8 protein-coding genes are annotated in these 15,576 nt (G+C 70.3%); all 8 read right to left on the bottom strand.

What is annotated here, in order from left to right:
* Positions 1-119: 119 nt before the first annotated feature.
* The 8 genes from fusA to BJP59_RS03025 all read right to left on the bottom strand — a co-directional run bounded on the left by fusA (position 120) and on the right by BJP59_RS03025 (position 15,571).
* Positions 120-2,222, bottom strand: coding sequence for an elongation factor G (fusA, locus tag BJP59_RS03060; RefSeq protein WP_021479871.1), 2,103 nt, complete (start codon positions 2,220-2,222; stop codon positions 120-122).
* 117 nt (positions 2,223-2,339) lie between these two features.
* Entirely contained in the window at positions 2,340-2,810 is a 471-nt protein-coding gene (gene rpsG / locus BJP59_RS03055) for a 30S ribosomal protein S7 (RefSeq protein ID WP_021479870.1), read from the bottom strand.
* Positions 2,810-3,184, bottom strand: a complete 375-nt coding sequence (gene rpsL / locus BJP59_RS03050) for a 30S ribosomal protein S12 (protein WP_021479869.1) — start codon at positions 3,182-3,184, stop codon at positions 2,810-2,812. The genes rpsG and rpsL overlap by 1 nt, the downstream gene beginning before the upstream one ends.
* Positions 3,185-3,640: 456 nt before the next feature.
* Positions 3,641-7,522: a DNA-directed RNA polymerase subunit beta' gene (locus BJP59_RS03045; RefSeq protein WP_021479868.1), complete on the bottom strand. Its 3,882-nt coding sequence runs from the start codon at positions 7,520-7,522 to the stop codon at positions 3,641-3,643.
* 116 nt (positions 7,523-7,638) lie between these two features.
* Positions 7,639-11,151, bottom strand: coding sequence for a DNA-directed RNA polymerase subunit beta (gene rpoB, locus BJP59_RS03040; RefSeq protein WP_021479867.1), 3,513 nt, complete (start codon positions 11,149-11,151; stop codon positions 7,639-7,641).
* A gap of 546 nt (positions 11,152-11,697) precedes the next feature.
* Entirely contained in the window at positions 11,698-12,087 is a 390-nt protein-coding gene (gene rplL / locus BJP59_RS03035) for a 50S ribosomal protein L7/L12 (RefSeq protein ID WP_021483444.1), read from the bottom strand.
* A gap of 114 nt (positions 12,088-12,201) precedes the next feature.
* Complete coding sequence (gene rplJ / locus BJP59_RS03030; protein WP_021483443.1) at positions 12,202-12,732, bottom strand: 50S ribosomal protein L10; 531 nt, start codon at positions 12,730-12,732, stop codon at positions 12,202-12,204.
* Between the two features lie 268 nt (positions 12,733-13,000).
* Positions 13,001-15,571, bottom strand: coding sequence for a CHAT domain-containing protein (locus tag BJP59_RS03025; RefSeq protein WP_194522166.1), 2,571 nt, complete (start codon positions 15,569-15,571; stop codon positions 13,001-13,003).
* Positions 15,572-15,576 lie beyond the last annotated feature (5 nt).

The raw sequence follows: 15,576 nt of genomic DNA, 5'->3' as shown, positions 1-15,576 counted from the left end.
TCCTGGGACTTGGGTAGATGTGCCGAACGTTGCGAATGTCGACCGAGAGATCCTACATCCGCGGGGCGTTGCGGTTTCCTACAGGTTGATGGTTGTGCGGGTCTTCGACCTGTGGGGACTCACTCGCCCCGGGTCTTCTTGATGATCTCTTCGGCAACGTTCCGAGGAACCTCGGCGTAGTTGTCGAACTGCATCGAGTACACCGCACGACCCTGGGTCTTGGACCGGAGGTCACCGATGTACCCGAACATCTCTGACAACGGTACGTGGGCCCGGACGACCTTCACACCCGTCGCGTCCTCCATGGACTGGATCATTCCACGACGTGAGTTCAGGTCGCCGATGACGTCGCCCATGTACTCCTCGGGCGTACGCACCTCGACCGCCATCACCGGCTCCAGCAGAACCGGGTCCGCCCGCTTGACGCCCTCCTTGAGGACCATCGAGCCGGCGATCTTGAACGCCATCTCCGAGGAGTCGACCTCGTGGTAGGCGCCGTCGAGCAGGATCGCCTTCACCCCGACCAGCGGGAAGCCGGCGAGCACGCCGAGCTCCATCGCGGACTGGATGCCGGCGTCGACGCTGGGGATGTACTCGCGCGGGATGCGACCACCGGTGACCGCGTTGGAGAACTCGTAGAGCTCGCCCTCGGACGTGTCGAGCGGCTCGAAGGTCACCTGGACCTTCGCGAACTGCCCGGACCCACCGGTCTGCTTCTTGTGCGTGTACTCGATCTTCTCGGCCTTGCGGCGGATCGTCTCGCGGTACGCGACCTGCGGCTTGCCGACGTTCGCCTCGACCTTGAACTCGCGACGCATGCGGTCGACGAGGATGTCGAGGTGGAGCTCGCCCATGCCGCCGATGACGGTCTGGCCGGTCTCGTCGTCCAGCTTGACGCGGAAGGTCGGGTCCTCCTCGGCGAGCTTCTGGATCGCCGTGGAGAGCTTCTCCTGGTCGGCCTTCGTCTTCGGCTCGATCGCCACGTCGATGACGGGCTCGGGGAAGCTCATCGACTCGAGGATGACCGGGTTCGCCATGTCGCTCAGCGTGTCACCGGTCGTGGTGTCCTTGAGGCCGATGACCGCGTAGATGTGACCGGCGCTCGCCTCGTCGACCGGGTTCTCCTTGTTGGAGTGCATCTGGAAGATCTTGCCGACGCGCTCCTTCTTGCCCTTGGTCGAGTTCGCGACCTGCTGGCCGGGCTCGACGCGACCGGAGTACACGCGCACGTAGGTGAGCTTGCCGAAGAACGGGTGCGCCGCGACCTTGAAGGCGAGCGCGGAGAACGGCTCCGAGGCGTCGGGGTGACGCTGGATGACCTTCTCCTCGTCCTTCGGGTCGTGACCGTCGATGGCCGGCACGTCGAGGGGCGACGGCAGGTAGTCGATGACCGCGTCGAGCATGGGCTGGACGCCCTTGTTCTTGAACGCGGAGCCGCACAGGACCGGGAACGCCTCGCCCGCGATGACGAGCTTGCGGATGCCGGCCTTGAGCTCGGCGATCGTCAGCTCCTCGCCACCGAGGTACTTCTCGAGCAGCTCCTCGTCGGCCTCGGCGACGGCCTCGACGAGCTCGCTGCGGTACTGCTGGGCCTTCTCGACCAGGTCCGCGGGGATCTCCTCGGTGTCGTACGCCTCGCCGAGCTGGGTCTCCCCGTGCCAGACGAGCGCCTTCATCTCGAGCAGGTCCACGACACCGGTGAAGTCGCTCTCGGCCCCGATCGGGAGCTGGATGACCAGCGGCTTCGCCTTGAGGCGGTTGATGATCGTGTCGACGGTGAAGTAGAAGTCCGCGCCGAGCTTGTCCATCTTGTTGACGAAGCAGATGCGCGGGACGTTGTACTTGTCCGCCTGGCGCCACACCGTCTCCGACTGCGGCTCGACACCCTCCTTGCCGTCGAAGACGGCGACGGCGCCGTCGAGCACGCGCAGGGAGCGCTCGACCTCGACCGTGAAGTCGACGTGGCCGGGCGTGTCGATGATGTTGATCTGGTTCTTGTTCCAGTAGCACGAGACGGCGGCGGACGTGATGGTGATGCCGCGCTCCTTCTCCTGCTCCATCCAGTCGGTCGTGGACGCGCCGTCGTGCGTCTCGCCGAGCTTGTAGTTCACACCCGTGTAGAACAGGATGCGCTCGGTGGTCGTGGTCTTCCCGGCATCGATGTGGGCCATGATGCCGATGTTGCGGACCTTGCTCAGGTCGGTCAGCACGTCAAGTGCCACGGTCTGCTTCCCTCGTTAGATGGGTTGAGTCGGGGGCGCTGCTCGGACCGGGATGACCGGCCTCGGACCCGCCGACAGCCCCGGGGACGCTCCGGTCCCCGGGGCCCGTCGTGCGGACTACCAGCGGTAGTGGGCGAAGGCCTTGTTGGACTCCGCCATCTTGTGCATGTCCTCGCGGCGCTTGACCGCGGCGCCGAGGCCGTTGCTGGCGTCGAGGATCTCGTTCATGAGGCGCTCCGTCATGGTCTTCTCGCGGCGGGCGCGCGAGTAGTCCGTGAGCCAGCGCAGCGCGAGGGTCGTCGCACGCGCCGGGCGCACCTCGACCGGGACCTGGTAGGTCGCACCACCGACGCGGCGCGAGCGGACCTCGAGCGCCGGGCGGACGTTCTCGAGCGCGCGCTTGAGCACGACGACCGGGTCGCCGTCCGTCTTCGCCCGGACGCCCTCGAGGGCGCCGTAGACGATCGACTCGGCGGTGGACTTCTTGCCGTCGAGCAGCACCTTGTTGATGAGCTGCGTGACGACGGGAGACCCGTAGACCGGGTCGACGATGAGCGGCCGCTTCGGGGCCGGGCCCTTGCGAGGCATCAGCTCTTCTCCTTCTTGGCGCCGTAGCGGCTGCGGGCCTGCTTGCGGTTCTTCACGCCCTGCGTGTCGAGCGCGCCGCGCACGATCTTGTAGCGCACACCCGGGAGGTCCTTCACACGACCGCCGCGCACGAGCACGATGGAGTGCTCCTGGAGGTTGTGGCCGACGCCGGGGATGTAGGCCGTGACCTCGACCTGGGAGGAGAGCTTCACGCGAGCGACCTTGCGCAGCGCGGAGTTCGGCTTCTTCGGGGTGGTGGTGTACACGCGCGTGCACACACCGCGCCGCTGCGGGGAGCCCTTGAGGGCGGGAGTCTTGGACTTCCCCACCTTCGAGGTCCGCCCCTTGCGGACGAGCTGCTGGATCGTAGGCACTACGTCTCCGTGTCTTCTCGAGCTACCGGGGCTATCCCCGATGGTGGTCGTGCTGGCTGCTGGAGCCGATCGCACGAGGCACCCGCAGCGCGAGAGACGCTGCAGCAGCCACCTACCACCGGCTCGATGGTCCGGCTCCGGGCCGTGGGCGCGAGCGCGCCACCAGGACCGGGATCCGGAGTGCCCGGGCACTCACATCGGCCCGTCCGGAGACCGCCACGCGGCGGTGTGCGACGATCGCTCGCCCGCACCGTCCCGCCAGGGACATCACGGAGGGCCCGACGGCGCGGGCACGGTTTACCAGGTTACCTGCCACCCGGCAAGGAGTCAAAGGAGCAGGTCGCGAGCACGGCCGCTCCCCCGGGCTCGTCGTCGTCCCGCAGGAGGGACGACGACGGGTGCCCGCCGGACACCGCGCACGAGGCGCGGCAGCCGACGGGCACCCGTCGTGGGACGTCAGCGGTAGTCGCCGAAGTCCAGGTCCTCGAGCGGGATCGCCTCGCCGGAGCCCATGCCGAGCGCCGGGAAGTCGATCTCGTCGTAGCCGAAGCTCGGGTAGAGCTCCGTCTTGGCCTGCTCGGTCGGCTCGACCTGGACCTTGGTGTACCGGGGAAGGCCGGTACCGGCCGGGATGAGCTTACCGATGATGACGTTCTCCTTGAGGCCGAGGAGCGGGTCACGACGACCGCTCATCGACGCCTCGGTGAGCACGCGCGTCGTCTCCTGGAACGACGCGGCCGAGAGCCACGAGTCCGTCGCGAGCGACGCCTTCGTGATGCCCATCAGCTCGGGACGGCCGGAGGCCGGCTGGCCACCCTCCGCCACCGCGCGACGGTTCGCGTCCTCGAAGCGGCCGCGCTCGGCGAGCTCGCCCGGCAGGAGGTGCGAGTCGCCCGAGTCGAGCACGGTCACGCGACGCAGCATCTGCCGCACGATGACCTCGATGTGCTTGTCGTGGATGTCCACGCCCTGCGAGCGGTAGACCTCCTGGACCTCGTCCACCAGGTGCTTCTGCGTGGCGCGCGGGCCGAGGATGCGCAGGACCTTCTTCGGGTCCACCGCACCCTGGACGAGCTGCGTGCCGACGTTCACGTGGTCGCCGTCCTGCACGAGCAGGCGGGCACGCTTCGTCACCGGGTAGGCGATCTCCTCCGAGCCGTCGTCCGGCGTGAGCACCAGACGGCGCGAGCGCTCCGAGTCGTCGATCGCGATGCGGCCCGAGAACTCCGCGATGGGCGCCTCACCCTTGGGGGTGCGGGCCTCGAAGAGCTCCGTGACACGCGGCAGACCCTGCGTGATGTCGTCCGCGGAGGCGACACCACCGGTGTGGAAGGTACGCATCGTCAGCTGCGTGCCGGGCTCACCGATCGACTGGGCGGCGATGATGCCGACCGCCTCGCCGATGTCGACGAGCTTGCCCGTGGCGAGCGAGCGCCCGTAGCACTTGGCGCACGTGCCGACGCGCGACTCGCACGTGAGGACCGAGCGGACCTTGGCCTCGCGGACGCCCGCGGTGACCGCGGCGTCGATGAGGACGTCGCCCGCGTCGTCGCCGGCCTTGCCGACGACGTTCCCGTCGGGGTCGACCAGGTCGGCCGCGAGGGTGCGCGAGTAGACGCTCGTCTCCACCTTCGGGTGGCGCACGAGCTTGCCCGCGAGCTCCTCGGCGATCGGCAGGGTCAGGCCACGCTCGGTGCCGCAGTCCTCCTCGCGGACGATGACGTCCTGCGACACGTCCACGAGACGACGCGTGAGGTAGCCCGAGTCGGCGGTCCGCAGCGCGGTGTCCGCCAGACCCTTGCGGGCACCGTGCGTCGCGATGAAGTACTCGAGGACGGACAGGCCCTCGCGGTAGTTGGACTTGATCGGGCGCGGGATGATCTCGCCCTTCGGGTTCGCCACGAGACCGCGCATACCGGCGATCTGACGGACCTGCATCCAGTTACCGCGCGCACCCGAACCGACCATGCGGTACACGGTGTTGCGGTCGTTCGCCTCGAGGTTCTCGCGCATGACCGACGCGACCTTGTCCGTCGCCTGGGTCCAGATCTCGATGAGCTCCTGACGGCGCTCGTCGTCCGTGATGAGACCACGGTCGTACTGCTGCTGGACCTTGAGCGCGCGCTCCTCGTGCTGCTCGAGGATGACGGCCTTCTCCTTGGGCGTCGCCACGTCGGAGATCGCGATCGTGACGCCCGAGCGGGTCGCCCAGCGGAAGCCGGCGGCCTTCAGCGCGTCGAGCGACGCCGCGACCTCGACCTTCGGGTAGCGCTCCGCGAGCTCGTTGACGATCGCCGAGAGGCGCTTCTTGTCGACGACCGAGTTCACGTACGGGTAGTCGACGGGGAGCGTCTCGTTGAACAGCGCGCGACCGAGCGTGGTGTCGAAGAGGATCGGCTGACCCTCCTCCCAGCCCTCGGGAGCCTCGAAGCCGGAGACCGGCGGGACGAGGTCCGTCGTGCGGATCTTCACCCGGGCGTTGAGGTCCAGGGTGCCCTGGTCGAACGCCATGATCGCCTCGGCCACGGAGCCGAACGCACGACCCTCGCCCTCGGCACCCTCGCGGTCGCTCGTCAGGTGGTACAGACCGATGATCATGTCCTGCGAGGGCATGGTCACCGGACGGCCGTCCGACGGCTTGAGGATGTTGTTGCTCGAGAGCATGAGGATGCGGGCCTCGGCCTGCGCCTCGGCGCTCAGGGGCAGGTGGACGGCCATCTGGTCACCGTCGAAGTCCGCGTTGAACGCGGCGCAGACGAGCGGGTGCAGGTGGATCGCCTTGCCCTCGACGAGCTGCGGCTCGAACGCCTGGATGCCCAGGCGGTGCAGCGTCGGTGCACGGTTGAGCAGCACGGGGTGCTCGGTGATGACCTCTTCGAGCACGTCCCACACGACCGGGCGGGCACGCTCGACCATGCGCTTCGCGCTCTTGATGTTCTGCGCGTGGTTGAGGTCCACGAGGCGCTTCATGACGAACGGCTTGAACAGCTCGAGCGCCATCTGCTTCGGCAGGCCGCACTGGTGCAGCTTGAGCTGCGGGCCGACGACGATGACCGAACGGCCCGAGTAGTCGACGCGCTTGCCGAGCAGGTTCTGACGGAAACGACCCTGCTTGCCCTTGAGCATGTCCGAGATGGACTTGAGCGGGCGGTTGCCCGGGCCGGTGACCGGACGACCACGGCGGCCGTTGTCGAACAGCGAGTCCACGGCCTCCTGGAGCATCCGCTTCTCGTTGTTGACGATGATCTCCGGCGCACCCAGGTCGAGGAGACGCTTGAGGCGGTTGTTCCGGTTGATCACGCGGCGGTACAGGTCGTTGAGGTCGCTCGTCGCGAAGCGGCCACCGTCGAGCTGCACCATCGGGCGCAGGTCCGGCGGGATGACCGGGACGGCGTCGAGCACCATGCCCGTGGGCGAGTTCGTCGTGGTGAGGAACGCGTTGACGACCTTGAGGCGCTTGAGGGCACGCGTCTTGCGCTGGCCCTTGCCCGAGCGGATGGTCTCGCGCAGGGACTCGGCCTCCGCCTCCAGGTCGAAGTCCTGGAGACGCTTCTGGATCGCCGCGGCGCCCATCGAGCCCTCGAAGTAGGTGCCGTAGCGGTCCTGGAGGGCGCGGTACAGCATCTCGTCGCCCTCGAGGTCGGCGACCTTGAGGTTCTTGAAGCGGTCCCACACCTGCTCGAGCCGGTCGAGCTGGGCGTCGGCGCGCTTGCGGATCTGCGCCATCTCGCGCTCGGCCGAGTCGCGGACCTTGCGGCGCGCGTCGGCCTTGGCACCCTCGGCCTCGAGCTCGGCCAGGTCGGCCTCGAGCTTCTGGGCGCGGGAGTTGATGTCGTTGTCGCGGGCGTCCGCGATCTCCTTCTTCTCCAGGTCGATCTCGTTCTGGAGGTTCGGGAGGTCCTCCTGGCGACCCTCCTCGTCGACCGAGGTGATCATGTACGCCGCGAAGTAGATGACCTTCTCGAGGTCCTTCGGGGCGAGGTCCAGCAGGTAGCCGAGGCGAGAGGGCACGCCCTTGAAGAACCAGATGTGCGTGACCGGCGCGGCGAGCTCGATGTGGCCCATGCGCTCACGACGCACCTTCGAGCGCGTCACCTCGACGCCGCAGCGCTCGCAGATGATGCCCTTGAAGCGCACGCGCTTGTACTTGCCGCAGTAGCACTCCCAGTCCCGGGTGGGGCCGAAGATCTTCTCGCAGAAGAGTCCGTCCTTCTCGGGCTTGAGGGTGCGGTAGTTGATGGTCTCGGGCTTCTTCACCTCACCGTGCGACCACGCACGGATGTCGTCGGCCGTGGCCAGGCCGATACGCAGCTCGTCGAAGACGTTGACGTCGAGCAAGTTGTCCTACTTCCTTCGCCTGCCGGGACCGGCCGTGGCCGGCCCCGACGCCAAAAAGACGGTTGGTGTGGGGGTCGTCGGTGGGAGCGGGGTGACCCGCTCCCACCTGCCCGAGATCAGATCTCGTCGACGCTGGACGCCGCGTTGGGGCGGCGCGACAGGTCGATGCCGAGCTCTTCGGCTGCGCGGTACACGTCGTCGTCCGACTCCCGCATCTCGATGGACACGCCGTCGCTCGAGAGCACCTCGACGTTCAGGCACAGCGACTGCATCTCCTTGAGGAGGACCTTGAAGGACTCCGGGATGCCCGAGTCGGGGATGTTCTCGCCCTTGACGATCGCCTCGTAGACCTTGACGCGACCGGGCACGTCGTCCGACTTGATCGTGAGGAGCTCCTGGAGCGTGTAGGCCGCGCCGTACGCCTCGAGGGCCCACACCTCCATCTCGCCGAAGCGCTGACCGCCGAACTGCGCCTTACCACCGAGCGGCTGCTGGGTGATCATCGAGTACGGGCCGGTCGAGCGCGCGTGGATCTTGTCGTCGACCAGGTGGTGGAGCTTGAGGATGTACATGTAGCCCACCGACACGGCCTCGGGGAACGGCTCGCCGGAGCGGCCGTCGAAGAGGCGCGCCTTGCCGTCGGCGCCGACCATGCGGTCGCCGTCGCGGTTCGGGATGGTCGTCGAGAGCAGGCCCGTGAGCGCGTCCTCGTGGACGCCGTCGAACACCGGGGTGGCGACGGGACGGCCCGGCTCGGACGTCGCGGCGATCTCCGGGACGTTCTCCCGCCAGGAGAGGTCCTTGCCGTCGGCGAGCGAGATGTCCCAGCCCTGCTTCGCGACCCACCCGAGGTGCGTCTCGAGGACCTGGCCCACGTTCATACGACCGGGGACGCCCAGCGGGTTGAGGACGACGTCGACCGGCGTCCCGTCCTCGAGGAACGGCATGTCCTCGACGGGCAGGATCTTGGAGATGACGCCCTTGTTGCCGTGACGGCCGGCGAGCTTGTCGCCGTCCGTGATCTTGCGGCGCTGCGCGATGTAGACGCGCACGAGCTGGTTCACGCCCGCGGGCAGCTCGTCGCCGTCCTCGCGGTTGAACTCGCGCACGCCGATGACCGTGCCGGACTCGCCGTGAGGCACCTTGAGCGACGTGTCGCGCACCTCGCGCGCCTTCTCGCCGAAGATCGCGCGCAGGAGGCGCTCCTCCGGGGTCAGCTCGGTCTCGCCCTTCGGCGTGACCTTGCCGACCAGGACGTCGCCCGCGCCGACCTCGGCACCGATGCGGATGATGCCGCGCTCGTCGAGGTCCGCCAGGACGTCCTCGGAGACGTTCGGGATGTCCCGCGTGATCTCCTCGGGGCCGAGCTTGGTGTCGCGCGCGTCGACCTCGTGCTCCTCGATGTGGATCGAGGAGAGCACGTCGTCCTGCACGAGACGCTGGCTGAGGATGATCGCGTCCTCGTAGTTGTGGCCCTCCCACGACATGAACGCCACGAGGAGGTTGCGGCCGAGCGCGAGCTCGCCCTCGTCGGTCGCCGGGCCGTCCGCGAGGACGGAGCCGGGCTCGACGCGCTGGCCCTCGTCGACGAGCACGCGCTGGTTGTAGCTCGTGCCCTGGTTCGAGCGGCGGAACTTCGCGATCCGGTAGCTGCCGGTCGTGCCGTCGTCGTTCGCGACGAGCACGAGGTCGGCCGAGACCTCGGTGACGACACCGGGCTTCGTCGCGACGACGACGTCGCCCGCGTCGACGGCCGCGCGCCACTCCATGCCGGTCCCGACGAGCGGGGCCTCGGAGCGGACCAGCGGCACGGCCTGGCGCTGCATGTTCGCACCCATGAGGGCGCGGTTCGCGTCGTCGTGCTCGAGGAACGGGATGAGCGCCGTCGCGACCGAGACCATCTGGCGCGGCGAGACGTCCATGTAGTCGACCTGCGCGCCGGGGACGATCTCGACCTCGCCGCCCTTGGTGCGCACGAGCACGCGCTCGTCCGCGAAGGAACCGTCGGCGTTGAGCGTCTGGTTCGCCTGCGCGATGACGTGGCGGTCCTCGTCGTCGGCCGTGAGGTAGACGACCTCGTCGGTCACCTTGCCCGCCGTCACCTTGCGGTACGGCGTCTCGATGAAGCCGAACGGGTTGATGCGCCCGTACGACGCGAGCGAGCCGATCAGACCGATGTTCGGACCCTCAGGGGTCTCGATCGGGCACATGCGGCCGTAGTGCGACGGGTGGACGTCACGGACCTCCATGCCGGCGCGGTCGCGCGACAGACCACCCGGGCCGAGGGCCGAGAGACGACGCTTGTGCGTCAGGCCCGCGAGCGGGTTGTTCTGGTCCATGAACTGCGAGAGCTGCGACGTGCCGAAGAACTCGCGGATGGACGCCACGACCGGGCGGATGTTGATGAGCGTCTGCGGCGTGATCGCCTCGACGTCCTGCGTCGTCATGCGCTCGCGCACGACGCGCTCCATCCGCGACAGGCCCGTGCGGACCTGGTTCTGGATGAGCTCGCCGACGGCGCGGATGCGGCGGTTGCCGAAGTGGTCGATGTCGTCCGTCTCGACGCGCACCTCAACGGCCTCGCCGTTGCGCGTGCCCGGGATGCTCGCGTGGTCCGCGTGCAGCGCCGCGAGGTACTTGATCGTCGCGACGACGTCCGAGACCGACAGCGTGGAGTCGCTGAGCGGCGCGTCGATGCCGAGCTTCTTGTTCGCCTTGTAGCGACCGACCTTCGCGAGGTCGTAGCGCTTCGGGTTGAAGTAGAAGTTCTCGAGGAGCGCGCGGCCGGCCTCGACCGTCGGCGGCTCGCCCGGGCGGATCTTGCGGTAGAGGTCGACGAGCGCCTCGTCCTGCGTGTGGACGTGGTCCTTCTCGAGCGTGTCGAGCACGGACGGGAAGTCCGCGAACTGCTCGCGGATCTCGGACTCCGTGAGGCCGAGCGCCTTGAGCAGCACGGTCACGGACTGCTTGCGCTTGCGGTCGACGCGCACGCCGACGGCGTCGCGCTTGTCGATCTCGAACTCGAGCCAGGCACCGCGCGACGGGATGATCTTCGCGGAGAAGATGTCCTTGTCGCTCGTCTTGTCGGCGGCGCGCTCGAAGTAGACGCCGGGCGAGCGGACGAGCTGCGAGACGACGACGCGCTCGGTGCCGTTGATGATGAACGTGCCGCGCTCGGTCATGAGCGGGAAGTCGCCCATGAAGACCGTCTGGCTCTTGATCTCACCGGTGTTGTAGTTGACGAACTCCGCGGTGACGAACAGCGGCGCGGCGTACGTGAAGTCCTTCTCCTTGCACTCGTCGGCCGTGTACTTCGGCGGCTCGAAGCGGTGGTTGGAGAACGACAGCGACATCGAGGACCCGAAGTCCTCGATCGGGGAGATCTCCTCGAAGATCTCCTCGAGACCCGACGTCGAGGGCACGTCCTGGCGCCCGGCCTCGGCCGCGGCGGCGACGCGCGCCTGCCACGCCTCGTTGCCGAGCAGCCAGTCGAAGCTCTCGGTCTGGAGGCCCAGCAGGTCGGGGACCTCGAGCGGCTCGAAGATCTTGGCGAAGGAGAGGCGACGCGATGCGGTGCGGTTCGCGATGGCGTCGGCGGACGGAGCAGAAGGGGTGCGCGAGGCAGCCAAGAGGGGTCCTTCCCTGCAGATCGAAAGAACGCTGCACCGGCCGGGCTGGACACGATCACCGCCGCCACGACACCTCGCGGACGCGCACGTACGTCGTCGAGGGGGTCGGGGGTATATGAGATCGGGGGCACAGGACAGCGCAAAGCGTGAGCATACCCCAAGAAGGCGTCGCCACACAACCTCGGGGCGCACTCCCCCGCCCGGACCCGGGCGCTGCGCGCCTCGCCGGTACTCGCACGGGCCTCGTCGCCCGTCCTCCGGCCCGCCGTGCGGGCCTGAACCTGCTGCTGTCGACCTCGCTGTCCTGCGTCGTCGACCCGCACATGGTGGCACACTCGTGGCCGTTCCGTGAAGCCGGTGCGCCGACGCCGTCGGATCCCGGTCGCCCCAGGACGCCGCGCGACGCCGCGCGACGCCGCGGGCTCGCCCTCCGGGCCCTCCTGGCCGCCCGGCGCCGCCCCCGGGAAACGACGAGGCCCGCACCCCGGGCGGGGTGCGGGCCTCGTGCGGCGTGCGACCGGTCCCGTCAGGACGGGACCGGTGGGATCACTTGAGGGTGACCGTGGCGCCGGCGCCCTCGAGGGCAGCCTTGGCCTTCTCGGCCGTCTCCTTGTTCGCGCCCTCCAGGACCGGCTTCGGGGCACCGTCCACGAGGTCCTTGGCCTCCTTCAGGCCGAGGGACGTGAGCGCGCGCACCTCCTTGATGACCTGGATCTTCTTGTCGCCGGCAGCCTCGAGGATGACGTCGAACTCGTCCTTCTCCTCCTCGGCCGGGGCGTCGCCCGAGCCACCCGCGGGGGCGGCGACCGCGACGGCGGCGGGGGCGGCGGCGGTGACCTCGAAGGTCTCCTCGAAGGCCTTCACGAACTCGTTGAGCTCGATGAGGGTGAGCTCCTTGAACTGCTCGATGAGCTCGTCGGTGCTGAGCTTCGCCATGATGGCGTTCCTTTCGGTCGGTGCTCGGCAGCGGCCCGGTGCGGGCCTGCCAGAAGCGGGGTGTGTGCTTGCGCTGCGTGGATCACGAGACCGGGGCGTGCCCCGGGCGCGGGATCAGGCGGCAGCGCCCTCCGATTCCTGCTTCTGACGCAGGGCATCGATGACGCGGGCGGCCTGGGCGGTGTTCGCGGTGAAGACGTAGGCAGCCTGGAAGAGCTTGGCCTTCATCGCGCCGGCCGCCTTGGCCAGCAGGACCTCGCGGGACTCGAGGTCCGCGAGCTTCGTGACCTCCGCGGCGGTCAGGGGGCGCCCGTCGAGGACACCACCCTTGATGACCAGCGCGGGGTTCGCCTTGGCGAAGTCACGCAGACCCTTGGCAGCCTCGACCGGGTCCCCGGTGACGAAGGCGATTGCCGACGGGCCCTGCAGGTCGGCGTCGAGTCCCTCGACACCGGCCTCCTTGGCCGCGATAGCGGTCAGCGTGTTCTTCACCACGGCGTAGGTTGCGTTGCCGCTGAGCGACCGACGCAGCTGCTTGAGCTGCGCGACGGTGAGCCCGCGGTACTCGGTCAGCACGGCAGCGTTCGAGTCGCGGAACTTGTCCGAGATCTCGGCGACTGCGGCTGCCTTGTCCGGCCTCGCCATGGCAATCCTTCCGGTGGTGGTACCACCGGCGTCCGTCCCGGAACGAGAAAGAGCCCCGCGCAGGCGCGGGGCTCGCAGTCGCACGCGCGGCGGGGCCGGGCGGACGTCGTCGATTCGCTACCTGCGCTGGCCTCCACCTCGTGGGCGGGACTTCGGTCCGTCACGTCCTGCAGACGGAGTCTGCGGGCAGCGTCGGACGACCGGCGGTCTTGGGTACACGCTCATCGTACGGGACGACGGCGCGTGCTCCAAACCACGGCCCGTGCCGTCAGTGCACCAGCGGGCCGAAGCAGACCAGCGGTACCGGCTCGGGCTCGTCGGCCACGGCCCGGGCGAGCGCCGTCCCCGGCATGGCGCCGTCGCGCAGCTCGGCGTGGAGCGACGGCATGACGCGCGCCGCGACGTCGTCGCGCAGCGGGGCCACGCTCGCGATCACCGCGCGGGCGCCGAGCCGCAGCAGGACGCTCGTCAGGCCGAGCGACTCGCCGCCGATGCGCGGCGTCGAGAGCCCCACCTCGCACGCCGACAGCACGACGACCACACCGTGCAGGTCGGTGCCGTCGAGCTCGTGCGCGAACAGCGGGCCGTCGGCGAGCCGCAGCGACGAGAACAACGGGTTGTCGGTCTCGTGCGTGCCGTGCGCGGCCAGGTGCACGACCCCCGCGGTGCGCAGCCCGTCGACGACGGCCTCGCACGTCGCCTCCTCCCCCGCGAGAGCCTCCGCTCCCTCCCAGACGGACGCGACGAGCTTCGCCTCGGCGCCGGAGAAGCGCAGGCCCGGTCCGGCGACGACGAGCGCCTCGTCCGTCCGACGCACCGGCTCGCCGTCGCGCAGGTCCACCCACGAGTTCGCCCACGTGCGCAGCCCGCGCCGCGAGGGCAGCGAGGCCCACGGCAGCGCGAGCAGCAGGTCGCGCGCAGCGACGTGGAGGTCGCCGTCCGCCTCGAGCGGGACGACGAGCGCGTCGTCGAGCGCGGCCAGCGTCCGGGACAGCGAGCCGACGGCGGCCTCGCGCATGGGGACCGGGATGAGCACGTTCGACAGGACCGCGAAGTCCGCGCGCGCACGGCGCACCTGCTCGGCGACCGCTGCGCGCGACGCGAGGCGCACGAGCCGAGAACCCCGGGCGCTGACGCGGACGGCGAGCACGTCGTCGCCGTCCAGCATGAGGTCGGCCACGACCGCGTCGGACCCGACATCGGCCAGCGTGGCGCGCAGCCGCCGCTCCGACGCGGGGACCGGGGCGGCGGCCCCTCCCCCGTGCTGCCAGGAGCGCCGTCGTGCGTCGTCCTGGAGGCGCCGCGCCGCCTGGAGGTGGTCCTGCCTGCGCGCGAGGCTGGCCGCGTCCGAGGGCGCCCCCAGCGCGCGGGCCGCCTCGACCTCGCGCCGGGCGGCGGCGAGGAGGTCCGCGAGGACCGGGTCCGCGGGCGGGCGCACGCGGCCCGTCCCGGCGAACGCCGCCCGGCCACGCTCGACGGCGTCGAAGATCGTCCCGGGGCGCCGGGTGCGCAGCGCCGCCTCGACGTCGACGTTGCCGAGCCGCACGCCGTGCACCGCGGACGCCGTCACCGCGTCCACGGACCCCAGCCGCGCGCGGTGGTCCGCGAGCGCCGCCTGGCCCCGCCGCACGGCGCGGACGCCGGCGCGCCGGTCGCCGGCCACGAACGCGAGCTGCGCGAGGACCGCCTCGTGCTGGAGCCGGACGGGGAGCGGCGCGCGGCCGAGCCGCGGGGGCACGGCCCGCAGGACCTCCTGCGCACCGCGCACGTCTCCCGCGGACACGAGCCACTCGACGGCGAGGAGTCGCGCGGGGACCGTGATCCCGAGACCCGAGACGCTGCCCAGGGTCTCGCCGTCGTGCGCGAGGTCGAGCGCCCAGGTCGCGTGCCGGCGGGCGCGCGCCGGGCCCACGGGTGTCGCGCGGTGCTCGGTGAGCGCCGCCTGGAGCTCCGCGACACGGGCGCGCAGCACCCACGGCCTGTTGCCGAGGCGGTCGAACCGGCGCGACGCCGAGCGGGCGAGGCGCCGCGCCTCGGCGTACCGCCGCAGGCCGAGCACGACGCGCGACCGGACCAGCTCGACCTCCGCGAGGTCGCGCAGCATGCGGTAGCGGGAGAGGTGCTCGCGCGCCTCGCTCAGCGCCTCGTCCGCCTCCGTGAGCAGGCCGGCGTCGAGCAGCACCTGCGCGCGGTCGATGAGCCCGACGGCGGCGTGCCGGTCCGGCGCCTGCGCCGCGGCCTCGTCCATGGCGCGCAGGGCGACCGGCAGGTCGCCGCGCAGGTACTCCGCGTACCCGAGGTTGTGCCGGGCCTTGGACACCAGGAGCTGGTCCCCGAGCGCGGTGGCCCGGTGGACGGCGTCGTCCAGGTCGCGGCTCGCCCCCTCGGCGTCGCCCAGCTCGAGGCGCAGGGAGCCGAGGTTGAGCAGCAGGACGGCCGCGTCGAGGGGGCGCGCGTCGTCGATGACCTCGGCCGCCGTCTCCATCTCGTCCAGCGCGGCGGCGACGTCGCCGGTCCGCAGCCGCAGGAGCCCGCGCTGCGACCGTACGACGAGAGCCAGGTCGCGCCTGGCCAGCGCGGCGCCGCGCGCCTCGACCTCGGCGAGCCGTTCGTAGGCGCCGTCGACGTCGCCCGTCAGCTCGAACTCGGCGAGCGCGAGCCCCAGCAGGGCGCGCGCGGCCAGGTAGGCGTCGTCCCGGCTCGCGCCCTCGCCCACGGCGTCGACGTCCTGGACGATCTGCGCGAACGCGCGGCTCGCGCGCCGGTGCTGGCCGCGCGCGTTCACGGCCTGCGCAGCGGCCAGCCGGGCCTCGAGCACCTCCCGGCCGCTGCGCACCACCGCTC

This window comes from Cellulosimicrobium sp. JZ28 (genome assembly GCF_015327065.1).
Taxonomy (GTDB): Bacteria; Actinomycetota; Actinomycetes; order Actinomycetales; family Cellulomonadaceae; genus Cellulosimicrobium; species Cellulosimicrobium funkei.
The sequence above is the reverse complement of the archived record's forward strand: the minus strand, read 5'-3'. Positions and strand labels throughout refer to the sequence as shown.